Raw genomic sequence first — 24,295 nt, forward strand, 5'->3', positions numbered from 1 at the left:
GGCATCCGTCCCTGCCCTATCCAAACCCGCCGGTGCCTCCCTCCATGCCGCGTAAACCGTCCAACATCGTCTATGCCGCCGACGATAAGATTCCGCTCGGCACCTTGCTGATCCTCGGCGTGCAGCATGCCACGCTCGCGCTCCTGTTCGTGGTCTATCCGCTGGTGGCCGCCGTCGAGGCGGGATTGTCTTTCGACGACACCCAGATCCTGATCACCAGCTGCATCATCTTCATGGGGGTGGCGACCATCCTCGAATGCCTGCCGCGATCGAAATCCGGCGCCGGCCTGCTGCTGGTGCAGATCCCCAACATGGCGCATCTGCCGCTCGCGGTGCAGTCGCTCGCCGCTGGCGGAACCGCGCTCTACGCGGCGATGAGCCTCGTCGCGGCGATCTCGCAATTCTCGCTGACCCGTTTCCAGAGCGCCATGCGGGCGCTGTTCCCGCCCGAGATCTGCGGCGTGGCGGTGACCATGCTGGGCGTCGCGCTGGCGGCGCCGGCACTGCGCCGCATGTTCGGTCTCAGCGCCCATGAGGTGACGACGCTGCTCGACCTGCGCTTTCCGCTGGTGAGCTTCACCACGCTGCTGATCATCATCGTGCTGGCGATCTTCTCGCGCGGGCCGCTGCGGCTGTTCGCGGTGGCCATCGGTGCCGCCGTGGGCTGGGCCCTCGCCGCCTCTGTCGGCGTCGCCCGTAGCCCTGCGGAACCCGGCCTCGGCGCGCTTGCCTTCATCGACCTGCCGCGCCTCGGCTGGCCGGGGCTCGCCTTCTCCTGGGCCATCCTGCCCGCCGCGATCCTGACCGGCATCATCTCCGCCGTCGACATGCTGGGCACGGTGGTTTCCATGCAACGCATGGACGACGCCGATTGGCGCCGCGCCGATATGGGACAGGCGGCGCGGGCCATCCGCGCCAACACGCTGAGCGATGCCGGCGCGGCCGTCACCGGCGGCTTCGCCAGTGCCTCCTCCTCGGCGGCGATCGGCGTCGCCTTCGCCACCGGCGCCACCGCCTGGCGCATCGGCGTGGTCTCGGGGGTGATGATCCTGCTCGCCGCCTTCTCGCCGAAGCTGATCGGCGCGCTGACGGTCATTCCCGATCCGGTCATCGGTGCCATCCTGGTCTACAGCGCCGCCTTCCTGATCGTCGCCGGCATGGACCTCATCCTGTCGCGTCGGCTGAGCGACCGGCGCATCTTCACTGTCGGCCTGGCCGTCATGGCCGGCCTCGCGGTGGCGATCCTGCCGGAGCTCGTCCGTGCCGCGCCGAACTGGGCGCAGCCGATCCTCGAATCGCCGCTCTCGGTGTCAACAGCCATCGCCGTGGCGCTCAACCTGTTCTTCCGCATCGGCATCCGCCAGGAAGCCTCGGTGACGGTCACCGCCGCCGACAACCCGTTCACCGTCGTCACCGAGTTCCTTGAGGGTCAGGGTGACGTGTGGGGCGCTCGTCGGGACGTGATCGCCACCGCCATTCCGGTGGTCGCGGAGGCAGTGGAGATGCTGCTCGACACGGGTGTGGCTCCCGGCACGCTGGAGATGCGGGCGCATTTCGACGAGATGAATTTCGATATCGTCCTGCTCTATCAGGGCGAGCCGATCGAGATTCCGACCTTGCGCCCCTCGCCCGAGGACCTGCTCGGCGACAGCGCGGCGGTGGCCCGCTTCGTCGGCTACATGCTGAGCAAGCGCGCCGACAAGCTGGTGATCGGCAAGACCGGCGACCGGCAGGCGCTCACCCTGCGCTTCGAGCACTGAGGGCGGCGAGCCGGCTTGCCGGCAGGCGCCGATCTCGGATAGTTCTGGTGCGACCGAATGCGGTCGCACCCTGCGCCCGCCCGAATCCTTGAGCCGGAGCCGTGTCTTTTATGCAGATCGACCGCTTTGTCGAAAAGAATGTGGTGATTACCACCGTGAAGGGGCGCCTCGACAGCTCGACCTCGCCGAAGCTCGACGCATTCATGGCCGCGATCCCGGACGGCAGCAGCGTGCTGCTGCTCGATTTCGCCGAACTCACCTATATCAGCTCGGCCGGGCTGCGGGTGGTGCTGAAGGCCGCCAAGCTGGCGAAAGGCTCCGGCGTCGTCCTCGCCATTTGCGGGTTGATCCCGCCGGTGCACGAAGTGTTCGACGTCAGCGGTTTCTCGACCCTGATCCCGATCCATCCGAACCGCGACGCCGCGCTGGCAACGCTGGCCTGACTGTTCGATCCGATATGGCCGGGGGCACATGATCATCGACCGGATCGACTTTCGCCTCGCAAATGACCTAGCGGAACTTGAACCGCTGGTGCGGGCGCTCGACTGCTTCGGCGAAGCCGTCGCCCTGCCACCCAAGACGGCGCACCGGCTCACCCTCGCCATCGACGAGTTCGTCAACAACGCCGTCGACTACGGTTATCCCGACCATCGGCAGGGCGAGATCACGGTGTCGATCCGCCATCGCGTCGAGCATCTGGAAATCGTGATCGCCGATGACGGCGATGCCTTCGACCCCCTGACGGCGCCGGCGCCGGATCTGTCCGGCTCCATCGAGGAGCGCCGCATCGGCGGCCTCGGCGTTCATCTGGTGCGCACGCTGGCCACCAGCTTCGCCTACCGCCGCGAGGACGGGCGCAACGTGGTGACGCTCGCCCTGGCGCTCGACGCCTAGCACCCGGTTCGGCGCTCAGGCGCGATACGCCTGGGTGAGGCTGTTGACCAGCTGGCGCGCCAGCCAGACGATGCGCTCGAACAGGATGGTCATCCGGAACAGCGCATCCTGCTGCGTCGGCGTGACGGCGTTCTGCGAGGACAGGCGCTGGCGCAGTGCCTCCATCACCTGGTCCCGGTGCCCGAGCAGGCTGAGCACCATTTCGGGATCCTCGGCACCGAGGCTTTCGCCATGCTCCGCCACCGCGCCGAGCAGCGCGTGCAGCGACTCGATCAGTCGCCGGGCGGTGGGCAGAGCCTGCGCCGGCCCGGCGACCTCGGCGAATTCGCCCAGCGCGTCGTGCAGCGCGCTGACATTGGCGGCGGCATCGTCGAGCAACAGCGCCACCGATATCTGCCGCCGGCTCATCTGGCCGTCCAGCAGCGCGGCCAGATAGGCCTTGACGCTGCCGGAGAGGGTGACGCCCGCCACCCGCAGCAGCGCCGGCGCGGGCGTCGTCGCATCCGGCTCCTCGCGCACCTTGTCGAGCATCATCGGCAACCGGTCGGCAAGCCGCGCCAGTTCGCGGACGGTCAGGTCGAGCGCGGCGGCGGGATCCGACAGCGATTCCCGCAGCAGGAAGGCCGGCTGCGCCAGCGTCTCGGCAGGACTGGCCGGCAGATAGCGCTCCAGCAAGCGGCGGGTCGTCGGCTGGGCGAGCGAGGCAATGAAAGCGCCGCCGATCTGCGCCAGCAGGAACAGCACCGCGATCTGCGCTCGCGGATCGCCATCGGCGGGCAGCCCGCCGGCGACGGCCTGAGGAAAGACCGCGGCGACGACGCAGACCGCCGCCAGCAGCAGCGAGCCGGCCCCCTTCTGCACCACCTGGATGGCGAAGATCTGCCGTCCCGCCATGGTCTCGCCGGGCACCATCACGGCATTGTTGATCATGCCGGCGGCATTGGCGCCGGCGACCAGCGGCAGCGCCGAGCTGAGGTCGAGCAACCCGCCGCCCACCGCGGCGACGGCGATCGCCGCCGCGACCGAGGACGACTGCGCCGCCAGCGAGAAGCCGAAGCCGATCAGCGCCAGCAGCAGCGGATGCTGGAGCGCGACCTCCCACCAGGGATTGTGCATCAGGCTGTCGCGCACCGGCCCCACCGCCACCGCGACCAGATGCATGCCGAACAGCAGCAGCGCCGCGCCGAGCGCGGCTTCCACCACATGACGCATGCGCTCGCCGCGCGCGAGCTTGAAATAGGTGATGAAGCCGGCGACGCCGATGACCACCCCCGCCGCCGTCGAGGTATCGATGGCGACGATGAGCGGCAGCAGGGCGGTGCCGACATTGGCCCAGTTCGGCGCCCCGAGCGCCGGGCCGGGCGGCAGCACGCCGCCGCGGATGAAGGAAACGATGATCCAGGACACCGCGGTGGAGCTCTGGGTCACGATGCCGGCGAGGGTGCCGCTGACCGCACAGCTTATCGGCCCGCGCAGCGCGCGGGAGAAGGCGGCGCGTCCACGCCGGCCGACCAGCGGCACCAGATTGGCGGACAAAGCGCGCACGCCAATGAAAAACAGGCCAAGGCCGCTAAGCAGCAACGCCAGGGTCGCCATGCGATCAACGACCCCTAGGAAGCAAGAACGGCATTCAATCCCCTTGAAGGCATACGCACGAATGGTCCGGACAGGCTTTATGTAGCCCGGCCGCCGCCCCATGCAACACCAGGGCCGGGGGGCCCGGCATGGGAGCCGCCTCAGCCTGCCTCGCCGAGCAGCGCCTTGATCTTACCCATCAGGCGCGGCAGTTCGACCGGCTTGGTGTCGAAATCGTCGCAGCCGGCCGCCATCGCCGCCGCGCGGTCCTGCTCCATCGCATGGGCGGTCAGCGCGATGACCGGAATGGCGGCGGTGTCGGGATTGGCCTTCACCCGCCGCGTCGCCTCCCAGCCGTCCAGCACCGGCAGGCTCATATCCATCAGGATGATGTCGGGCCGGCGCGAACTGGCAAGGTCGACGCCCTGTTGCCCGTCCACCGCCAGCAGCACCTCGAAGCCGTTGCGCAGCAAGCGCCGCGAGAGCATGTCGCGGTTCATCTCATTGTCCTCGACGAGGAGTATCGTCGGCATGGCTGTTACCCTCCCCGGCCGGTGGTGATCTTGCTGCGCCCGGCGATCGCCGCCAGCGCCGCCCCCAGCGTGCCGATCGGCTGGGCGCTCTTGTTGAGGATGAGCAGCGTGTTCTGCGCCAGATAGCTGCGCTCGTCCTCGGTGAGTTCCTTCGCCGTCAGCACCACGATCGGCAGGTCGGCATGGGCGGGGTTGGCGCGCGCTTCGCTGAGGAAGGTGAATCCGTCCATCACCGGCATCATCAGGTCGAGCAGCACCAGCGACGGAGCCGGGTGGACGTTGAGCCACGCCAGCGCCTCGCGCCCGTTGCCGGCTTCGGCGGCGTGCAGCCCGCCATCCTCGATGGCGGCGCGCACCATCGCCCGCACATCCGGGTCGTCATCGACCACCAGCACCTGGCCCGCGCCGTCGCCGGGAGTGAATTTGTGGATCAGCCCCAGCAGGCGCTGACGGTCGATCGGCTTGGTCATGTATTCGGAAGCGCCGAGCGCGTAGCCGAGGTTCCGGTCGTCGACGATGGTGAGCATGATGACCGGGATATGCGCCAGCTCCGGCTCGGACTTCATGATGCCCAGCACCGACCAGCCGTCGATCTTAGGCATCATCACGTCGAGCGTGACGATGTCCGGCGGGTCATGGCGCATGATGTCGAGCGCGTCGATGCCGTCATGGGCATGGCGCAGCACATAGCCTTCCTTGCCGAGGGTGGCGGCCAGAACCTCGTGGACGGCGGGATCGTCGTCGACCACCAGCACGGTGATCGCCCCGGCATCGGCCGGCGCCCCGGCATCGATCAGCGGCTTGGCCGGCTCGCCGGCGACCGCCGTCTCGGCCGGCAGCTCGATGAGGAAAGTCGAGCCCTCTCCCGGCACGCTGGTCACGAGGATGGTGCCGCCGAGCATGGCGACGAAATGCTTGGTGATGGTCAGCCCGAGCCCGGTGCCGCCGAAATTGCGGGTGGTGGAGGAATCCGCCTGGGTGAAGGCCTGGAACAGCCGCCCGATCTGCTCCTCGGTCATGCCGATGCCGGTGTCGCGCACCTCGAAGCGCACCGAGCCGACCCCTTCCTTGTTGTGCCGCCGCGTGACGGTGAGGCTCACCTGCCCGTCCTTGGTGAATTTGGCGGCATTCGACAGCAGGTTGATGAGGCTCTGCTTGAGCTTGGTGACGTCGGTGCGCAGCGAGCCGAGATCGAGCGGGCAGTCGATGACGAGGCGGTTGCCGTTCTTCTCCATCATCGGGCCGACGATGGTGCGCACCTCGTCCACCGTGCGGTTGAGGAACACCTGCTCCAGATAGACGTCCATGCGGCCGGCCTCGATCTTGGACAGGTCGAGGATGTCGTTGATGAGGCCGAGCAGGTGCTTGCCGGCCGCCTGGATCTTGTCGAGGTCGGCCACCATAGCGGTGTTGCCCTCGTCGGCGGCGTCCTCGCTGAGGATCTCGCTATAGCCGATGATGGCGTTGAGCGGCGTGCGCAGCTCATGGCTCATATTGGCGAGGAAGGCGGACTTCACCTGGCTCGCCGATTCCGCCGCCTCCTTGGCCTCGCGCAGCTGCTGCTCCATCTGCACCCGGTCGGAGATGTCGACGAAGGTGGCGATGATGCCCGGCGCGCCGCGGAAATCGAGATCGCTGTGCGCCACCATGGTCCAGATCGGCTCGTCGTCCGGGCCCGGCAGAATGAATTCGCGGCGCTCGGAGGAAGGGCCGGACAGCACGTCCCACAGCTCCCGGCCCTTGTCCGGATCGTCGAACATCGCCTCGACAGGCCGGCCGGCGAGCGCGCTCGCGTCACGGCCGATCAGCCGGCTGATGCCGCCGTTCAGGTGCAGCAAGATATGGCTGGCGCGGTCGATGATGATGAGGCCGACCGGTGCGGCGGCGTCGATCGCCCGCAACTGTTCCTCGTCCTCGCGCAGCTTCATCTCGGCCAGCTTGCGTTCGGTGATGTCGGTATAGATGGCGATGAAGCCGCCGCCCGGCACCGGATCGCGGCGCACCTCCAGCACGGTGCCGTCGGGGCGGGTGCGTTCGAAGCGATGGGAATGGTCGAGCTGGGCCAAGCGCTTGGCCAGCACCTTATCGATATCGACGTTCTCGCCGAACTCGCCGCGGCCGCCGAGGTAGCGGATATAATCTTGGAAGGTGTGGGCCGAGGTGAAGAATTCCTCCGGCATGCCGAGATATTCGCGGAACAGCCGGTTCCAGGTGACGAGGCGGTAATCGGCATCGTACATGGCGACGCCCTGTGCCATGTTCTCCAGCGTCGCCCGCAGCAGCGTCGCCTCCCGCCCCAGCCCGCCGGCGTCGAAGGGACAGACCTCGCCTTCCCGCTGTTCCGCGTCGTTGCCCATTTGCCCGTTCCCCCAAGCTTGCGTGCCGGCCAGCAGTAAGGCCCGCCGGCGATTCCGGCTAGATCACGTCGAAGGTCAAGAGGATCGCTGCCATGTCGTCCGAGGGCGGTTCCCCGGCCTCGAAGGCGCGCACCGCGTCGACCAGCACGGGCAGGGCCGGCCCCTCCCCCGACGGCGCGGCGGCGAGCAGGTCGCCGATCCGCGCCTCGCCATAAAGCGTGCCGGCCGGATCCTGCGCCTCGGTGAAACCGTCGGTCACGATGAGGAGGCGGTCGCCCGGCGCCAATTCGCCACGGTCGGCGCGATAGGCGAAGCCCTCGACGATGCCCAGCGCCGGCCCGCTGCCGCCGCCAAGGCGCGCGACCCCGACGCCCCGACGCGCGAGATAGGGCGGCACGTGGCCGGCGCGCACATAGGCGAACGCGCCGGTCGCAAGGTCGACGCTGACCAGCGCGAAGGTGACGAACATGCAGCCGGCATTGCCGCGCGCCAGCGCCTCATTGACCAGCCCGACCGCCCGCGCCGGATCGGCGAACAGTTCCGGCGCGTCCGGCCGTGCCGCCAGCGCCCGAAACAGCGCATGGGTGCGCGCCATCATCAGCGCCGCGCCGGCGCCCTTGTCGGAGACGTCGCCGAGCGCCAGCACGACGTGGCCGTCGCCGATGAAGAAATAGTCGACGAGATCGCCGCCCACTTCCTTGGCCGGCTCCAGCAATGCCTCGATGGCGATGCGCCGGCCCGCCGCCTCGCCGGCGAAGGGCGGCGGCACCAGATCGAGCTGGAGGGTGCGCGCCTCGTTGAGTTCGGCCTGCTTGCGCTTCAGCTCGTCGCGGGTGCGGTCGCGCAGCGCCTTCTTCTCCAGCGTGGCGAGCACGCGGGCGCGCAGCAGAGTCGGATTGAACGGCTTGAAGATGAAATCGTCGGCGCCGAGCTCGATGCAGCGCACCACCGGGTCGAGCTCGTTGAGCGCGGAAACCACGATCACCGGCACCTCGTGAAGCCGCCCCTGGCGCTTCAGCGCCTCCAGCACCCCGAAGCCGTCGAGCTCCGGCATCATGATGTCGAGCAGCACGAGGTCGTAGGGCGTCTTGGCGATGGCGGCCAGCGCCTCGTTGCCGTTGGTCGCCTCGTCGATCCGATTGAGGCCGAGCCGGCGCAGGCGGCGGGCCAGCAGGTCGCGATTCTCGGCAACATCGTCGACCACCAGAATGGCCGCATTCTGGTCCACCATGCCGTGACACCACCACATTGCGCCTGATTGGGAAGGCGCCCTGCGGCGCCGGGCGGGACTATCTGCGCAATCGTCCCGCTTCGCAACGCCTTGGACGCTCCGGAACCGAGCCGCCCGCTCCCGCATTCACAGGCAAGAAGCGGAGAGCTCCATGCTGACGATCATCGTGCTGATCCTGATACTCGTGCTGCTGGGCGGCGGCTATGCCGGCCACCGGGCCTACGGCCTGCGCGGCCTCATCGGCGTGCTGGTCATCGTGCTGCTGGTGCTGGCCGTGCTCGGCTTCATCAGCGACGAGATCGCCGTCGGCCCGGGCGTCGCCCCGATCATGCGGGAATAGCCGGCTCGGCAACGACGCCCCCGCGGCGAGGAGCCCGCTTCCGCATGCCGCTCAGATGCCCTGGCCGCCGGAGACCTCGATCCGCTGGGCGTTGATCCAGCGATTGTCCTCGGCGAGCAGGCTGGCGATCATCGGCCCGATATCGTCCGGCACGCCGACCCGCCCCAGGGCGGTGATGCCGGCGAAGTAGTCGTTGAACGCCGGCGTGTCGCGGACGGCACCGCCGAAGAAATCGGTCTCGATCGCGCCCGGCGCCACGGTGTTGACGGCAATGCCGCGGCTGCCCAGTTCCTTCGCCAGATAGACGCCGAGCACCTCGACCGCGCCCTTCACCGCCGCATAGGCGGACCAGCCGGGAGCGGCGACGCGGGTGAGCCCGGAGGACAGGTTCACGATGCGGCCGCCATCGGCGATCAACGGCAGCAGCGCCTGGGTGAGGAAGAACACCCCCTTGAAGTGCACGTCCACCAGCCGGTCGAACTGCTCCTCGGTGGTGTCGCCGATCAGGGCATGTTCGCCATGGCCGGCATTGTTGACCAGGTGATCGAAGTCGTCGCGCTGCCAGGTCTCCTGCAACGCCGCGCGCAGATGCTCGACAAACGCGGGAAACGTCGCGACGCTGCCGGTGTCGAGCCGGAGCGCTACCGCCTTGCGGCCCATCGCCTCGATCTCGGCCACCACGGCCTGCGCGTCCTCCTCCCGGCTGCGATAGGTGAGGATCACATCGCCGCCCCTGCGGGCGATATGGAGGGCGGCATTGCGCCCGAGGCCGCGGCTTCCGCCGGTCACGATCGCGATTTTCGTCATGGGAACAGCTCCTGTGTCGTCGGGTGTTGAGACCACCCGATAGTCGGAGCGACACGCCGGCGCTTGTTGCCGAAAGCTCGACGTGTCTTGCCTATTCCTACGAGACCGCTTCGCGCGACGCCCCGGATCGGCTAGGATGGCCTCATGATCGACACCTTGCTCGCTGCCGTTCGCCGCTACACGCAGCTGCACGCCGATGCCGCCGGGGTGGCGCGCACGCCCATTCCCGGCCTCACCACCCTCCGCGCCATCGCGCCGAGCGGGCTCGATTATGCCATCGCCCGGCCGCTGGTCGCGCTGGTGGTGCAGGGAACCAAACAGGTCGCCATGGCCGGCCAGGCCTTCACCTTCAGCGCCGGCGACTCGCTGCTCATCACCGCGGATGTGCCGACGGCAAGCCGGATCCTGCGCGCCAGCGTCGGCGAGCCCTATCTCTCGCTGGTGCTGGATCTGGATCCGGCGGTGATCGCCGAGCTGGCCGTGGAGATGAAGGCGGCGCCGCTCGCCGATGCGGCGCCGGTGCAGGTCGAGCCCACCGATGTCGACGTCGCCGATGCGGCGCTGCGGCTGATGCGCCTCGTCGAGCGCCCGGCCTCGGTGCCGGTGTTGCAGGCGCAGCTCGTGCGGGAGATGCATTACTGGCTGCTGGCCGGCCGGCATGGCGCCGCCATCCGCCGCCTCGGCTATCCGGACGGCCATGTCCAGCGGGTGGCGCGCGCGGTTGCGGTGCTGCGCGCCGAGTTCGCCCGGCCGCTGACGGTGGCACGCCTCGCCGCCGCAGCCGGGATGAGCCCGTCCTCGTTCCACCAGCATTTTCGCGCCGTGACCTCGCTGTCGCCGCTGCAGTTCCAGAAGCAACTGCGGCTGATCGAGGCGCGCCGGCTGATGCTGTCGCTGGGGCTCAATCCGAGCCAGGCCGCCTTCTCGGTCGGCTATGAGAGCGTGCCGCAATTCACCCGGGAATATGGCCGCATGTTCGGCGCGCCGCCGGTACGGGATGTGAAGCGCGCCCGGCACGGGGTGGAAGCGGCGGCCTAGAGCAATTCTCGCAAAAGTGCGCAGCGGTTTTGCGCGAATTGCGTGGAAACAAAAAGCGAGAGCAATTCCCGTGAACCGGATTTCGCCGGAATTGCTCTGGCCGGTCAGCGCGCCGTCCAGCCGCCGTCGACCCTCAGGCTGTCGCCGGTGACGAAGCGCGCACCGGGCGAGACGAGGAACAGGATCGATTGCGCGATGTCTTCCGGTGCCGGCAGCTCGTTCAGCGGCACCATGTCGTAGACGAACTGCCGGAACGCGGGGTCCTCGAACATGCCCTGCGTCATCGGCGTCACCACGAAGGTCGGGGCGATGGCGACGACGCGAATGCCGCGCGGCGCCAGCTCCACCGCCATCGCCTTGGTCAGCCCCTCCACCGCGTGCTTGGTCATGCAGTAGACGGTGCGCTTGGGCGAGCCGACATGCCCCATCTGCGACGACATGTTGACGATGACCCCGCCCCTGCCCATGGCGCGCGCCGCGGCGCGGGCGACCCGGTAGACCGAGCGGATATTGAGGTCGATCATCCAGTCGAGCGTCTCGTCGTCGACATCGACCATCATCTTCGGCCGGTTGCCGCCGGCATTGTTGACGAGAATGTCGAGCTCGCCCATCGCCTCGATGCGCGCCAGGAAATCCTCGTCGCGCACATCCGCCACGCAGGGCTCGATTCGCCCCTCGCCTTCGCGGGCGAGGTCGTCGAGGTCGGCACGGGTGCGGGCCACCGCGACCACCTGCGCGCCCGCCTGCGCCAGTGCCAATGCGGTCGCCCGGCCGATGCCACGGCCCGCTCCCGTCACCACCGCCGTCTTTCCATCGAGCATCGGCAGCATCGGGCTCACCGCTCCTCGATATCGGCAGCGAGGCCGGCCGCCTCGATGCCGGCGACGGCGCAGGCCTCGTCGACATCGGAGGTGTCGCCGCTGATCCCCACCGCGCCGATGATGCGGTTGCCGCCGTCGCGGATGAGCACGCCGCCCGGCACCGGCACCATGCGCCCCTCGGTGACGGCGGCGAGCGCGGTGAAGAAGGTGCCCATCTTCGCCGCCCGCGCGGCGAGGCCACGGGACGAGATGCCCATGCCCAGCGCGCCCCAGGCCTTGCCATGGGCGATGTCGAAGCGGGCAATGCCGCTGCCATCCTCGCGCCGGGCCAGCTTCACATGGCCGCCGGCATCGAGCACCACCACGGTGAGCGGCTGGCTATTGCCTGCCCGCGCCCGCTCCAGCGCGACGCGGCCGATGATGTCGGCCTGTTCGAGGCTGAGGTCCGCCACGGCTCACTCCCCCTTGCCGTGTGGCTCGGTCATGCCCTTGAGCACCGCGAACAGCGAGGCGGTGTCCTCCTTGCCGCGCCCCTGCGCGAGCGCGGCGAAATAGAAGGGCAGGCTCGCCGTCATCAGCGGGGTGGGCGCGCGCATCTCGCGGGCGAAGTCCATGATGAGCTGAAGATCCTTGATGTAGATGTCCATCTTCATCGTCGCCGGCTCGTAGCGCTCCTCGATCATCATCGGCGCGCGCACGTCGAACATGCGCGAGCCGCCCGCGCCCGGACGGATCGCGTCATAGACGAGATTGAGGTCGAGCCCGGCGCGCTCGGCCAGCAGCAGCGCCTCGGCGGTCGACAGGTTGTGGATCGTCACCAAAAGGTTGGCGATGTATTTCAGCTTCATGCCGGTGCCGAAGCCGCCGCAATAGCGCACGTCGCGGGCAAAGCCGGCGAACGCCGCCTCCACCTTGCGGAAAGCCGCCTCGTCGCCGCTGGCATAGATGGAGAGGTCGCGCTTTGCCGCCTGCGCGCCGGTGCCGCTCACCGGGCAGTCGAGCACTTGCGCGCCCCGGCCTTCCAGCGCGAGGCGGCAGGCCTCCTTGGCCTCGATCGGCAGCGTGCCCATCTCGCACACCACCGCGCCGTGCCGCACCGCGCCGGCGATCTCCTTCGTCACCGCCTCCAGCGCCTTCACCGAGGGCAGCGCCAGCAGCAGGATGTCCGCCGCCTCCGCTACCTCGCGGGCGGAGGCGGCACGCCGGCCGCCCTGCCCGGCGAGCGCCGCCATCGCCGCCTCGGCCACATCGGTGCCGATCACCGCATGGCCGCTGTCCAGCAGGTTTTTCGCATAGGCCGAGCCCATGATGCCGAGACCGATAATCCCGACGGTCTCCTTGGTCGCAGTCGTCACGCGCGCTACTCCGCCGCTTGTCTGGAAATGTCGAGAAACTCCGCCACCCGCGCATTGAAGCCGGCGACGTCCTCCATGTTCGCGATATGCGCGACACGGGGCAGGATTTCGAACTGGGCGCCGGGCGTCGCCGCCGCCATGGCCCGCATCGCCTCGGCCGGCGCACCGGCGTCCTCGGCGCCGACGATGTACAGCGCTTCCGGCTCGAGGCGCGGCAGATGCCGTAGATAGTCGAGGCCCTTCAGTGCCTTGGCGCAGCCGATATAGCCGGTCGGCGAGGTCGCCAGCACCATGCGTGCGGCGCGATCCGCCACCTCCGGCCGGCTCTGCCGCGTCTCGGCGGTGAACCAGCGTTCAAGGGTGCCCGTCAGCACCGCGCCCATCCCTCCCGCCGCGACGGCGGCGATGCGCTGGTCCCAGCCGGCGACGAAGGGCGGTGGCGCATCCGCGCGGGCATCGGCGCAGATCAGCCGGTTCACCCGCTCGGGATGCGCGAGGCCGACGCCAAGCGCCGTCATGCCGCCCAGGGAGAGGCCGAGCACATCGGCCTGCCGGATCTCGAAATGGTCCATCACCCCGATGAAATCGGCGACCAGCACATCGAAGCTGTAGGGACCCGCTGGCGCGCTGCTGCGTCCATGCCCGCGGGTATCATAGCGCAGCACCCGGTAGCTTTGGGTGAGAAAGGGGATCTGGTCGTCCCACATGGTCAGGTCGGCGGCCAGCGAGTTCGATAGCACGATCCACGGCAGGTGCTCGGCGCCATCCACGCGCAGCGCGAGTTCCGCGTCGCCCGAGGCGACGATGTCCGTGATGCCCGTCGTCATGATGCCCGTCATGGGGCGCCTCCTCTCCCGTTTGTGTTTCCGGGGCGTTTGCTGCCTCCGGCCCGTCGCGACGCTAGCGGCGCCCCGCACGGGCGGCGAAACCATAAGTTCTGATCCCGCCGATCATGAATGCCGATTGCCGTCCGGCGGGCCGCGCCGGACCGGATGGTGGCCTCGCCTCTCCTCTCATTGACGTCGCCGGGCGATTGACAAAGGCGGCGGTTCGATTTGATATTTATCAAACGATAAACAAATCCGACGCGGTTGGAAAGCCCATCCTGCCGTCATCGATGCCGCAGTCGGAGGCCGTGCTGCACAGCCATTCCCTCCCGGTCCATGCCGCATGGCAGGCCGGGCCAAAAATCCAGAAAAGTGAGGAAACCCAATGGATATCGACGTCGGACTCGCTGCGATCGAAGAAGCCTCGCGCAAGCTCTCCAACTGGGGCCGCTGGGGCAAGGACGATCACAGCGGTACCCTCAACCTGGTCACGCCGCAGGACATCGTCGATGCCGCCAAGCTGATCAAGACCGGCCGCACCTTCGCGCTCGGCATCCCGCTCGACCGCGAGGGCCCGCAGAACGGCCTGTTCGGCGGCCGTTTCAACCCGATCCACCAGATGCTCGCCACCGGCACCGACGCCATCACCGGCCAGCAGGACTGGAACAAGATCCGCTACGCCGACGACACGCTGAACCTGTGCGTGCAGGGCGCCACCCATTGGGACGCGCTCGGCCACATCTTCTACGAGGACAAGGCCTATAACGGCCACGACCCGCGCCACATCAACGCCCGCGGCCTCAACGTGCTCGGCATCGAGCACTCCAAGTCGAAGATGAGCGGGCGTGGCGTATTGCTCGACATCGCCCGCTTCCGCGGCGTCGACTGGCTGAAGGACGGCGAATCCATCTCCAATGACGAGCTCGACGCCTGCGCCAAAGCCCAGGGCGTGGAGATCCGCCGCGCCGATTTCGTCATCCTGCGCACCGGCCAGATGGAGCGCTGCCTCGCGGAGGGCGAATGGGGCGGCTATGCCGGCGGCGACGCGCCGGGCGTCAAGTTCGAGAACTGCTACTGGTGCCACGAGAAGGAGGTCGCGGCGATCTGCTCCGACACCTGGGGCGTCGAGGTGCGGCCGAACGAGACCACCGAGGCCAACCAGCCCTGGCATTGGGTGGTGATCCCGGCCATGGGCCTGTGCATGGGCGAGATCTTCTATGTGAAGGAGCTCGCCGAGGACTGCGCGAAGGACGGCGTCTACGAGTTCTTCTTCTGCGGCCCGCCGCTGATCATCACCGGCGGCACCGGCTCGCCGATCAACCCGCAGGCGATCAAGTAGCGCGCCGCATCGGCCGACCTAGCCGGACGGCGGCACGGAAGCCTTCGACTTCCCCGCCGCCGTTCCCTCGCCGCTCACTTCAAGGAGCCGATCATGGCTGCCGCCCGCAAGGTCATCATCACCTGCGCCTGTACCGGCGCGATCCACACCCCGTCCATGTCGCCGCATCTGCCGGTGACGCCGGACGAGATCATCGCCGATGCCCTCGGCGCCGCCGAGGCCGGGGCGGCGATCCTGCATCTGCACGCCCGCAACCCGGAAACCGGCAAGCCGGACCAGACGCCGGAGGCGTTCGGCCGCTTCCTGCCGCAGCTCAAGCAGCGTACCTCCGCCGCCATCAACATCACCACCGGCGGCAGCCCTTATATGAAGGTCGAGGAGCGGGTACTGCCGGCCGCCCGCTTCAAGCCGGAAGTCGCCTCGCTCAATATGGGCTCGATCAATTTCGGCCTCTACCACCTGCTCGACCGCTACAAGGACTTCAAGTTCGAGTGGGAGCGCCAGCATCTGGAGGCCACGCGTGACTTGGTGTTCCGCAACTCCTTCAAGGACATCGAATACATTCTTGAGACCTGCTACGGCAACGGCACCCGCTTCGAGTTCGAGTGCTACGACATCGCGCATCTCTACAATCTGAAGCACTTCCTCGATCGCGGCCTCGTCAAGCCGCCGCTGTTCGTGCAGTCGGTGTTCGGCATTCTCGGCGGCATCGGCACCCATCCCGAGGACATCATGCACATGAAGCGCACCGCCGACCGGCTGTTCGGCGACCAGTACCGCTGGTCGGTGCTCGGCGCCGGCGCCTCGCAGTTGCGCATCGCCGCCATGGCCGCCTCGATGGGCTCGAATGTGCGGGTGGGGCTGGAGGATTCGCTGTGGATCGGGCCGGGCGAGCTGGCGCCGTCGAGCGGCGCGCAGGTGCGCAAGGCCCGGCAGATCCTCGAAGGCATGGGCCTTGAGATCGCCACGCCCGACGAAGCGCGCGAGATGCTGGATCTGAAGGGCGCCGACCAGGTGAGCTTCTGATCGGGCGGATGGCGGACGAGGTGAATTCTGACCGGAGGACTGTCTGAACATGCTGAACGCCGCCATCATCGGGCTCGGCCGCTGGGGCCAGACCCTCGTCGGGTCGGTGCAGGGCACCAGCGGCCTGCTCCGCTTCACCAGCGGGGCCACCGGCAATCGCGCCAAGGCGGAGGCGTTCGCCGCCACCGCCGGCATCGCCCTGAAGGACAGCTATCGGGAGGTGCTGGCCGATCCCGCTATCGAGGCGGTGGTGCTGGCGACGCCGCATCTTCAGCATGCGGCGCAGATCGCCGAGGCCGCCGCCGCCGGCAAGCACGTGTTCGTGGAGAAGCCCTTCACCATGAGCAAGGCCAGCGCCGAGGCGGCGGTCGCCGCGGCCGAGGCCGCCGGCGTCACCCTCGCCCTCGGCCATAACCGGCGCTTCCACCCGCACATGCAGCGGCTGCGCGCCCTGGTGCGGGCGGGCGAACTCGGCACCATCCTGCATTGCCACGGCGAGATGAGCTCGCCCACCGGGCTGTTCCTGCCCAAGGGGGTGTGGCGCACCGATCCCGAGCAGTCGCCGGCCGGCGGCATGACCGGGCTCGGCATCCATCTCGTCGATTCGATGATCGACCTGTTCGGCGAGATCGAGGCGGTCGCCTGCCAGAGCGTCAACCGCGCCGCGCCATCGGGCGCGCAGGACACCACCTCGGTGATGCTGCGCTTCCGCAGCGGGCAGACCGGCACCCTGCTCGCCTTCACCGCGACGGCGCCGGTGTTCCGCTTCTCGGCCTATGGCGCCAGGGCGGTGGCGAGCATCGCCACGCCGACGCTCGATGCCTTCAGCCTGGAGCCGGCCCCGCCGGCGCCGGGCCAGCCGGCCCCGGCCGCCAGCCATGAAACGCTTGCCGGCTTCGACACGCTGCGCGCCGAGCTGGAGGCCTTCGCCCGCGCCGTGCGCGGGCAGGCCCGCTACCCGATCACGCCGGCCGAGATGATCCACGGCGTCGCGGTGCTGGAGGCGATCGTCGCCGCCGTCGGCCGGGACCGCTTCGTCACCGTCACCTGAGGGAGATCGCCATGAGCGCTGCCACGCCCCGCACCCTGATCGTCACCGGCGGCTCCAAGGGCATCGGCGCCGCCATCGCCCGCGCCGCCGGCATCGCCGGCTTCCGGGTCGCGCTCAGCTACAAGGGCGACGCGGCGGGAGCCGAACAGGTCGCCCGCGCCATCGAGGCCGCCGGCGCCGAGGCGTTGATCGTCAAGGCCGATGTGGCACAGGAAGCCGACGTCCTCGCCCTGTTCGAGGCGATCGACGCCCGCTTCGGCCCGCCCGACGTGCTGGTCAACAATGCCGGCGGCGTCGGCCCGCTCGGCCGGGTGGAGGCGATCGGCGCGAGCGCCCTCGCCGAGGTGATGGCGATCAACGTCGTCGGCAGCTTCCTGTGCTGCCGCGAGGCGGTGAAGCGCATGTCCACCCGCCATGGCGGACACGGCGGCGTCATCGTCAACATGTCCTCGCGCGCCGCCGAGCTCGGCGGAGCCGGCGAATGGGTGCACTACGCCGCCAGCAAGGGCGCGGTGAACAGCCTCACCATCGGCCTCGCCCGCGAGGTGGCGGCGGAAGGCATCCGCGTCAACGCCGTCGCGCCCGGCCTCATCGCCACCAATCTGCATGCCGCCGCCGGCGCCCCCGACCGGCTGGAGCGCCTGGGCCCGTCGATCCCGATGCAGCGCCCCGGCACGGCGCAAGAAGTTGCCGATATCGTGATGTGGCTCGCCTCCCCCGCCAGCGCCTATGTGACCGGCGCGATCGTGCCGGTGGCCGGCGGCCGCTGACGGCTTTTTCCTTGCAGCTTTCCTTGCAGCGCCTCGATGACGCCATGGCCGCCGGCCGGGCGGCGGACGCTGCGGCGCGGCATGGATTCAGCTTGCGAACGAAGCGCAAATCATCTTGCATCGTTGACATGATCGAAAATCCGCGTGATTATCTACCGATAAATAAGCCGGCACTGCCGCATTGAAAACCAGCGGCAGGCAACGCCAAGTTGACGACAACAAGCCGACCGGGACGCCCATTGCCCGCGCGGGGTTCGTGGAACTGCCCGGACGACACTGCCCAGAACAACAAGCCACCCGGCAACGATCCGGGGGCATCGGGAGAAGACGACCATGGCAACACGACGCGGCGCTCTGGCGCTCGCGGCCGCTTTGGCGGCCCTCATCATCACCCCCGGCGGCATTTCGGCGGCACACGCCGATCCGGTGAAGATCCGCATCGGCTGGTCGACCATGCCGGGGCATCTCATCCCGGTGCTCTACAGCAAGCCGGAGATCCTCAAATATTACGGCAAGAGCTACACGGTGGAGCCGATCCGCTTCCGTGGTTCCTCGCCGCAGATCACCGCCATGGCGGCGGGCGAGATCGACATGGCCGCCTTCGGCCCGCTGGTGCTGGCGCTCGCCGTCACCAATGCCCGCCTCGACGCGAAGGTAGTGGCCGACATCATCCAGGACGGAGTCGGGGACTACCACAGCGAGACCTTCATGGTCCGCGCCGATTCCGGCATCGGGAAGGTGACGGACATGAAGGGCAAGCGGGTGGGCACCAATGCCATCGGCTCGGCCTCGGATACCGCGATGCGGGCGATGTTCCGCAAGAACAACATGCAGGACAAGCGCGACTACACCATGGTGGAGGTCGCGTTCCCGAACATCCCGGCCATGATCGACGAAAAGAAGATCGATCTCGGCACCGTGCTGCAGCCAATGTCGGACCAGTTGCTCGCCACCGGCAAATACAAGGTGCTGTTCACCTCCAAGGATGCGATGGGGCCCTCGCAGCTTGTCTTCCTGACGGCCAACGGCAAATTCCTGAACGACAACCGTCAGGCGCTGATGGACTTCTTCGAGGACCATGTACGCGCCGTGCGCTGGTTCACCGATCCGAAGAACCATGACGAGGCGGTGAAGATCATCGCCAACTTCATGCAGCAGCCGCCGGAGACGCTCGGCTACCTGTTCACCAAGGAGGACTATTTCCGCGATCCCTTCATGGTGCCGAACGTCAAGGCGATTCAGGAGAGCATCGACATCGCCGTCGATCTCGGTCTCGCCCCGCGCGGCATCAAGGTCGACCCGGACTATGTCGACCTCAGCTTCGTCAAGGAAGCCCAGAAGCGGATCGAGGCCAGCCAATGAGCATGATCCACACCGCGGCCGCGACGCGCGGCCGGGCCCACACCGCGAGCGCCATCTCGGTCAGCGACGTCTCCCATACCTATGGCGCCCGCACCGCCGGCGGCATGCTGGCGCTCGACGGCATCAATCTCGAGATCGGCGATGGCGAGTTCCATTGCCTGCTCGGCCCCTCCGGCTGCGGCAAGAGCACGCTGCTGTATCTGATCGGCGGCTTCATCCCGGTACAGGCGGGGGTGATCTCCACATCGGCCGGACCGGTCACCGCACCGGGCCCGGATCGCAGCATCGTTTTCCAGAACTTCGCGCTGTTCCCGTGGAAGACGGTGAAGGACAACGTCCTCTACGGGCTCAAGAAAGCCGGCTTCGCCGCGGCGGAACGCGAGCAGCGCGCCCAGCGCTACATCGACATGGTACACCTCACCGGCTTCGAAAACGCCTACCCCTCCCAACTTTCCGGCGGCATGCAGCAGCGCGCCGCCATCGCCCGCACGCTAGCGGTCGATCCCGGCATCCTGTTGATGGACGAGCCGTTCGGCGCCCTCGACGCCCAGACCCGGCGCGTCATGCAGGAAGAGCTGCGCACCATCTGGCGCGACAGCCGCAAGACGGTGGTGTTCGTCACCCATGATGTGCAGGAGGCGGTGTTCCTCGCCGATCGCATCTCGATCATGAGCGCCCGGCCCGGCCGCATCCAGCACGTCATCGACGTCGACCTGCCGAAGGATCGCGGCGAGGAAATCCTCGAGAACCGCGCCTTCATCGGCCTCAGCGAGCATATCTGGCGGCTGGTGCGCGAGCAGGCGGTGGCGGCGACGCGAGGGGCACATTGATGAGCGACGTCCTCGCCGGCAAGCCGGATCTGCGCCGCCGCGGCCCCTCGCTGTCCTACGCCGTCGTCAACACGGCGCTGCGGTTCTCGCCGCTGCTGCTTCTGGCGCTGGGCTGGGAGTTCCTCGGCCTCAGCGGCCTCGTCTCGCAGCAGATGCTGCCGGGGCTCGGCGAAATCTTCTCGGCCTTCTCCGCCATGCTGTTCGGCGGTGACCTGCTCTACAACACGGCGCGCTCGATCAGCCGCGCCGCCACCGGCCTCGGCGCCGCGATAGTGATCGGCGTTGCGGCGGGCCTGCTGATGGCGTCGTTCCGCACGGTGCGGCTGCTCATCAACCCGATCGTGCAGATCTTCTACCCGATGCCGAAATCGGCGCTGATCCCGGTGGTGATGATCTGGCTCGGGCTGGGCGACAGTTCGAAGATCCTGCTGATCTTCCTCGGCTGCCTGCTGCCGGTGGTGGTCGGCACCTATAACGGCGCGCGGGGGGTCAACCCGTTTCTGCTGTGGTCGGCCTCCAGCCTCGGCGCCTCGCGCTTCGAGGTGCTGCGCGAGGTGGTGCTGCGCGCGGCGATGCCGGACATCCTCAATGGCTGCCGCACCGCGCTGGCCTTTTCCTTCATCCTGATGGTGAGCTCGGAATTCGTCATCGCCACCGATGGCGTCGGCTTCATGATCTCTTCGCTCGGTGACGGTGGCCAGTATCCCGCCATGTTCGCCGCCATCTTCTTCGTCGCCGGCATCGGCTTCGCCGCCGACCGCCTCTACGCGATGCTGTCCCGGCGCCTGCTCCGCTGGAGGGAGGCATGATGAACATGGCCCAGGCCCGCCCTCTCGCCGACGCCCGCAAGTCGCCGGTGCAGAAAGCCCCGGCGCCACGCCCCGCCCGCTCGATCTCGCCGCAGGTGGTCGATATCGGCGTACAGGTGGCGGTGGTCGTCGTCCTCGCCGGCATCTGGGAGTTCGGCGCCCGGTTCGGCGCCCTCAATCCCTTCCTGCTGCCGCCGCTCAGCATGGTGCTGGTCAGGATCTGGGAAGATCTCATCGCCGGCACGGTGCCGGTCGATCTCGGCCTCACCCTCTACCGCGCCCTCACCGGCTTCGCGATCGGCGCCGTCATCGGCATCCCGGTCGGCATATTGATGGCGCGTTCGGCGGTGGTGCGCTGGTTCTTCGATCCGCTGGTGTCGATCGGCTTTCCCATGCCGAAGATCGCCTTCCTGCCGATCTTCATCCTGTGGTTCGACATCTACGACACCTCGAAGATCATCATGGTGGCGTTCTCCTGCTTCTTCCCCATCGTGGCGGCGACCTATGCCGGCTGCTCCAGCCTCGACAAATGGCCGATCTGGTCGGCCCGCTGCTTCGGCGCCAAGGAGCGCGAGCTGCTGTGGGAGGTCTATCTGCCGATGGCGATGCCGCAGATCCTCACCGGGCTGCAGGTGGCGCTGCCGGTGGGCATGATCACCACCATCGTCACCGAGATGCTGATGGGCGGGCGCGGCGTCGGCGGCGCGATGATCATGGCCGGGCGGTTCGCCGACTCCGTCGGGGTGTTCGCCGGCATCGTGCAGATCATTCTGCTCGGCTTCGTGGTGGTGAAGAGCGTCGAGCTTATCCGTCGCCGCATCCTGATCTGGCATCCCGAGAGCCGCCGATGACGTCGACGGCCGAGGTTTCGGCTGGGCCGGCGCCGATGGTCGTTGCCTATGGCACCGGCAAGCCGCCGGCGGAGGCGGCCGGTCTCGTCAACCTTCCTCGGGTGCAACTGCATCTGGGGGAGGTTCTGCGTCTCAACAGCGAGGAATTCGACCTGCCGCCGCCAGTCATCGGCCAGGAAACGGTCGCGCCCGACATAAGGCTGGCGGATCATCTCAAGCATCTGTCCGGCGGCTGGAACCGCACCGCCGTGCGGTTCATCGACGGCTATTTCGCCCATCTGCGCGCGGTCATCGCCGACCATCGCCAGGAGATCGCGCAGCGGCTCGGCCCCGTGGCCGGGTTGTTCGCGCCGGAGGACATGCTCTATTCCGCGCCGCTGCCGCTGCCGCGCACGCTGCTGCCGCTGCCGTCAGACAGCGGCGGAGACGAGCACATCCCGGTGGACATGTTCTTCTGGCTGGGTGGATATGCGGAGGCCGTGCTGTTCGCCCCCTCCACCCTGATGCCGGCCGCGGAGCGGCGCCGGCGCGAGCGGCTGGCGGCGGCCGGCATCCGCGTCACATGCCTGCCCGCCGGCGACATCGCCAGGCCGGAGACCTTCGCGGCGCTGCTGGGCGAGACGGGAGGCGCGTTCTGGCGCGACGACGCCTTGCCCGTCGCCCCCGGCGCCCCCCGGCTGCCGGCGTTCTAGCCGCCGACCTCGGCGCGGTACCAGTCGGCGATCTCCTCGCCGGTCATCATCGCCACCTGCCGTCGCGACAGCACATAATCGAGCAGTTCCTCGAAATAGCCGATGCGGTGCGGCACGCCGGTCAGGTACGGGTGGGTGCTGATCGCCATCACCTTGGCGTTCTCCCCGCCCTCCTCCCACAACCGGTCGAACTGGTCGACGCAGCGGCGCAGGAAGGCATCGGAGGGCTGGTGCTGCACCGCATGCACCACGATGTCGTTGGTCTCCACCGAATAGGGCACCGACAGCATCGGCCCATGCACAGTGGAGAGTTCCAGCGGCAGGTCGTCGATCACCCAGTTGGCGACATAGCCGACGCCTGCTTCCTTCAACAGGTCCAGCGTCTGGTCGTTCTCGGTGAGACCGGGGCTTTCCCAGCCCGGCGGCGGCCGGCCGGTGAAGTCGCGGATGGTGCCCACCGTGTCGAAGATCGCCTTCCGCTGGTCCTCCACATGATGCATCGGTTGCTGCACGAACCCATGCCCCATGAACTCCCAGCCGGCATCATGCGCCGCCCGCGCCACCCGTTCATAGGAGCGACACACATGCCCGTTCACCGCGAAGGTGGCGCGCAGCCCGCGCGTCTCGATCGCCTTGAGCAACCGCCAGAAGCCGACCCGCATGCCGTATTCGTGCCAGGCCCAGTTGGGCAGATCCGGCATCAGCGGCTGGCCCATGGGCGGCGGCAGCACCGTGCGCGGCATGGCGCGCGCGATCGACCATTCCTCGACATTGACGATGATCCACACCGCGACGCGGGCGTCGTCGGGCAGATGCAGGCGCGGCCGGTCCGGGAAGGCCAGATACGGCGCGCGCTCACTCAGCAGCCCCATGCTCACAGCCCCAGCAGCGCGCGCGCCGTGCCGCCGGCGACCTTGGCGCGGGTCTCGTCGTCAAAGCTCTCGACGCTGAGAATGTGCTGCACCGGGTCGTAATCGGCCATGTCATAGGGATAGTCGGTGCCCATGACGATGTGATCGGCGCCGTAGGTCTTCACGAGATATTCGAGCTGGTGCGGCGTGAACACCACGCTGTCGAAATAGACCCGCCGCAGATACTCGGTCGGCGGCTTGGGCAGCCCGCCATTCGAATCCTTGCGCGCGCCCCAGGCATGGTCGATGCGCCCGGAATAGCCCGGCAGATAGCCGCCGCCATGCACGGCGAGCAGCTTCAGCTTGGGATGCCGCTCCAGCACGCCGTCGAAGATCAGGTAATGCAGCGCGACAGTCGTCTCCAGCGGATTGCCGATGATGTTGCTGAAGTAGAACCGCGTGAACCGCTCCCCGCCGGTGAAGCCGTTCGGGTGGATCATGATCAGCGCGCCGAGTTCCTCGGCCTTGGCGAACACCGGCTCGAACTCCGGCGAGGAGAGTTCCCGCCCGTTCACATTGGTGAGCAGTTGCACGCCCTTGAGCCCGAGCTCGCGCACGCAGCGCTCCAGCTCGGCCGGCGCGCTGGCCGGATCCTGCATGGCGAGCGTGCCGAGGCCGGCGAAGCGGTCCGGCCGCTTGGCGACGAAGGCGGCGATGCCGTCATTCACCATGCGATTGGCGACAACGCCATGCTCGGCATCGACCGCGTAGTAGCACTGGAACGGCGGCGGCGCGACGACCTGGATGGAAATACCAAGCTTGTCCAGCACCTTAACCCGGTCGTCGATATCGACCATGGTGGAGGCGCGGTCCTGGTCCTGGCGCTGGTTCACCGCTCGCGTCTCGTCGCTGGAATATTTCACCATCGCGATCTGGCTGACATCGAGATACGGGGCGACATAGGCATGCGCCTCCGGCACTCCGACATGGGCGTGGATGTCGACCGTCACCGTGTCGAGCCGGGCGGGGGTGGGCGATGGCTGGCGCGCCGAGGTGGGGCCGTAGCGGTTCACATTGCCGCCCAGCGTCCGGGCGTCGATGATGCTGTGGTCCATGAAACGTCCTTTCGGAAAAATGGTCCCGGCCGGGTGCACGGCCAGGTACGCAACCGGGTGC

At 68.2% G+C, this 24,295-nt stretch carries 25 protein-coding genes; 14 read left to right on the forward strand and 11 right to left on the reverse strand.

Annotated features, from left to right (window positions below; all coding sequences use genetic code 11):
* The first annotated feature begins 44 nt into the window (after positions 1-44).
* From KHC24_RS17500 to KHC24_RS17510, 3 genes are all read left to right on the forward strand, one after another.
* Entirely contained in the window at positions 45-1,760 is a 1,716-nt protein-coding gene (locus KHC24_RS17500; RefSeq protein WP_213364601.1) for a solute carrier family 23 protein, read from the forward strand.
* A gap of 110 nt (positions 1,761-1,870) precedes the next feature.
* On the forward strand, positions 1,871-2,203 hold the full coding sequence (locus tag KHC24_RS17505) for an STAS domain-containing protein (protein ID WP_213365172.1): 333 nt from the start codon (positions 1,871-1,873) through the stop codon (positions 2,201-2,203).
* Positions 2,204-2,231: 28 nt separating this feature from the next.
* Positions 2,232-2,654, forward strand: coding sequence for an ATP-binding protein (locus KHC24_RS17510; protein ID WP_213364602.1), 423 nt, complete (start codon positions 2,232-2,234; stop codon positions 2,652-2,654).
* Positions 2,655-2,669: 15 nt separating this feature from the next.
* On the opposite strand, the gene KHC24_RS17515 is transcribed toward KHC24_RS17510, so the two are convergent.
* The 4 genes from KHC24_RS17515 to KHC24_RS17530 form a co-directional block, all read right to left on the reverse strand.
* The gene (locus KHC24_RS17515) at positions 2,670-4,250 is read right to left on the reverse strand and encodes a Na/Pi cotransporter family protein (protein WP_213364603.1); all 1,581 of its coding nucleotides are present in this window, start codon (positions 4,248-4,250) and stop codon (positions 2,670-2,672) included.
* Between the two features lie 140 nt (positions 4,251-4,390).
* Positions 4,391-4,762, reverse strand: a complete 372-nt coding sequence (locus KHC24_RS17520; RefSeq protein ID WP_213364604.1) for a response regulator — start codon at positions 4,760-4,762, stop codon at positions 4,391-4,393.
* Between the two features lie 5 nt (positions 4,763-4,767).
* Positions 4,768-7,119: a response regulator gene (locus tag KHC24_RS17525; RefSeq protein WP_213364605.1), complete on the reverse strand. Its 2,352-nt coding sequence runs from the start codon at positions 7,117-7,119 to the stop codon at positions 4,768-4,770.
* Between the two features lie 58 nt (positions 7,120-7,177).
* Positions 7,178-8,350 carry a PP2C family protein-serine/threonine phosphatase gene (locus tag KHC24_RS17530; protein ID WP_213364606.1) on the reverse strand — a complete coding sequence of 391 codons (1,173 nt, stop codon included), beginning with the start codon at positions 8,348-8,350 and terminating at the stop codon, positions 7,178-7,180.
* A gap of 151 nt (positions 8,351-8,501) precedes the next feature.
* Here KHC24_RS17530 and KHC24_RS17535 point away from each other — a divergent pair, with 151 nt between their 5' ends.
* The gene (locus KHC24_RS17535; RefSeq protein WP_213364607.1) at positions 8,502-8,690 is read left to right on the forward strand and encodes a hypothetical protein; all 189 of its coding nucleotides are present in this window, start codon (positions 8,502-8,504) and stop codon (positions 8,688-8,690) included.
* A 51-nt stretch (positions 8,691-8,741) separates the two neighbouring features.
* On the opposite strand, the gene KHC24_RS17540 is transcribed toward KHC24_RS17535, so the two are convergent.
* A complete protein-coding gene (locus KHC24_RS17540; RefSeq protein WP_213364608.1) occupies positions 8,742-9,497 on the reverse strand; it encodes an SDR family NAD(P)-dependent oxidoreductase in 756 nt (251 codons plus the stop codon).
* A 144-nt stretch (positions 9,498-9,641) separates the two neighbouring features.
* Between KHC24_RS17540 and KHC24_RS17545 the strand changes: the two genes are divergently transcribed.
* A complete protein-coding gene (locus tag KHC24_RS17545) occupies positions 9,642-10,535 on the forward strand; it encodes an AraC family transcriptional regulator (RefSeq protein WP_213364609.1) in 894 nt (297 codons plus the stop codon).
* Positions 10,536-10,639: 104 nt separating this feature from the next.
* Here KHC24_RS17545 and KHC24_RS17550 read toward each other — a convergent pair whose 3' ends face one another.
* Genes KHC24_RS17550 through KHC24_RS17565 form a run of 4 tightly spaced genes read right to left on the reverse strand, consistent with a single transcriptional unit; the run spans position 10,640 to position 13,550 of the window.
* Positions 10,640-11,365 (reverse strand): SDR family NAD(P)-dependent oxidoreductase, encoded by a 726-nt coding sequence (locus KHC24_RS17550; RefSeq protein ID WP_246547107.1) that lies wholly within the window; start codon positions 11,363-11,365, stop codon positions 10,640-10,642.
* A 5-nt stretch (positions 11,366-11,370) separates the two neighbouring features.
* The gene (locus KHC24_RS17555; RefSeq protein ID WP_213364610.1) at positions 11,371-11,808 is read right to left on the reverse strand and encodes a GlcG/HbpS family heme-binding protein; all 438 of its coding nucleotides are present in this window, start codon (positions 11,806-11,808) and stop codon (positions 11,371-11,373) included.
* A 3-nt stretch (positions 11,809-11,811) separates the two neighbouring features.
* Positions 11,812-12,711: an NAD(P)-dependent oxidoreductase gene (locus KHC24_RS25560; RefSeq protein WP_213364611.1), complete on the reverse strand. Its 900-nt coding sequence runs from the start codon at positions 12,709-12,711 to the stop codon at positions 11,812-11,814.
* A gap of 5 nt (positions 12,712-12,716) precedes the next feature.
* Positions 12,717-13,550, reverse strand: coding sequence for an alpha/beta fold hydrolase (locus KHC24_RS17565; protein WP_213364612.1), 834 nt, complete (start codon positions 13,548-13,550; stop codon positions 12,717-12,719).
* Between the two features lie 373 nt (positions 13,551-13,923).
* On the opposite strand from KHC24_RS17565, the gene KHC24_RS17570 reads away from it, so the two are divergent.
* The 9 genes from KHC24_RS17570 (at position 13,924) to KHC24_RS17610 (ending at position 22,268) form a co-directional block, all read left to right on the forward strand.
* Positions 13,924-14,877 carry a cyclase family protein gene (locus KHC24_RS17570; RefSeq protein ID WP_213364613.1) on the forward strand — a complete coding sequence of 318 codons (954 nt, stop codon included), beginning with the start codon at positions 13,924-13,926 and terminating at the stop codon, positions 14,875-14,877.
* Positions 14,878-14,970: 93 nt separating this feature from the next.
* A complete protein-coding gene (gene kce / locus KHC24_RS17575; RefSeq protein WP_213364614.1) occupies positions 14,971-15,903 on the forward strand; it encodes a 3,5-dioxohexanoate:acetyl-CoA acetone transferase in 933 nt (310 codons plus the stop codon).
* A gap of 49 nt (positions 15,904-15,952) precedes the next feature.
* Entirely contained in the window at positions 15,953-16,954 is a 1,002-nt protein-coding gene (locus KHC24_RS17580) for a Gfo/Idh/MocA family protein (protein ID WP_213364615.1), read from the forward strand.
* 11 nt (positions 16,955-16,965) lie between these two features.
* Positions 16,966-17,724, forward strand: coding sequence for an SDR family oxidoreductase (locus tag KHC24_RS17585; protein ID WP_213364616.1), 759 nt, complete (start codon positions 16,966-16,968; stop codon positions 17,722-17,724).
* Positions 17,725-18,057: 333 nt separating this feature from the next.
* On the forward strand, positions 18,058-19,086 hold the full coding sequence (locus tag KHC24_RS17590; protein ID WP_213364617.1) for an ABC transporter substrate-binding protein: 1,029 nt from the start codon (positions 18,058-18,060) through the stop codon (positions 19,084-19,086).
* Positions 19,083-19,916 carry an ABC transporter ATP-binding protein gene (locus tag KHC24_RS17595; RefSeq protein WP_213364618.1) on the forward strand — a complete coding sequence of 278 codons (834 nt, stop codon included), beginning with the start codon at positions 19,083-19,085 and terminating at the stop codon, positions 19,914-19,916. Before KHC24_RS17590 ends, KHC24_RS17595 begins: the two co-directional genes overlap by 4 nt.
* On the forward strand, positions 19,916-20,725 hold the full coding sequence (locus tag KHC24_RS17600; protein ID WP_213364619.1) for an ABC transporter permease: 810 nt from the start codon (positions 19,916-19,918) through the stop codon (positions 20,723-20,725). Before KHC24_RS17595 ends, KHC24_RS17600 begins: the two co-directional genes overlap by 1 nt.
* Positions 20,722-21,576 carry an ABC transporter permease gene (locus tag KHC24_RS17605; RefSeq protein WP_213364620.1) on the forward strand — a complete coding sequence of 285 codons (855 nt, stop codon included), beginning with the start codon at positions 20,722-20,724 and terminating at the stop codon, positions 21,574-21,576. Before KHC24_RS17600 ends, KHC24_RS17605 begins: the two co-directional genes overlap by 4 nt.
* Positions 21,573-22,268, forward strand: coding sequence for a hypothetical protein (locus KHC24_RS17610; RefSeq protein WP_213364621.1), 696 nt, complete (start codon positions 21,573-21,575; stop codon positions 22,266-22,268). The genes KHC24_RS17605 and KHC24_RS17610 overlap by 4 nt, the downstream gene beginning before the upstream one ends.
* Here the strand turns inward: KHC24_RS17610 and KHC24_RS17615 are convergent.
* Positions 22,265-23,140 (reverse strand): polysaccharide deacetylase family protein, encoded by an 876-nt coding sequence (locus KHC24_RS17615; RefSeq protein WP_213364622.1) that lies wholly within the window; start codon positions 23,138-23,140, stop codon positions 22,265-22,267. The genes KHC24_RS17610 and KHC24_RS17615 overlap by 4 nt on opposite strands.
* A 2-nt stretch (positions 23,141-23,142) precedes the next feature.
* Complete coding sequence (locus KHC24_RS17620) at positions 23,143-24,234, reverse strand: amidohydrolase family protein (protein ID WP_213364623.1); 1,092 nt, start codon at positions 24,232-24,234, stop codon at positions 23,143-23,145.
* Positions 24,235-24,295: the final 61 nt, after the last annotated feature.

This window comes from Ancylobacter defluvii (assembly GCF_018390605.1).
In the GTDB taxonomy this organism is placed as follows: Bacteria; Pseudomonadota; Alphaproteobacteria; order Rhizobiales; family Xanthobacteraceae; genus Ancylobacter; species Ancylobacter defluvii.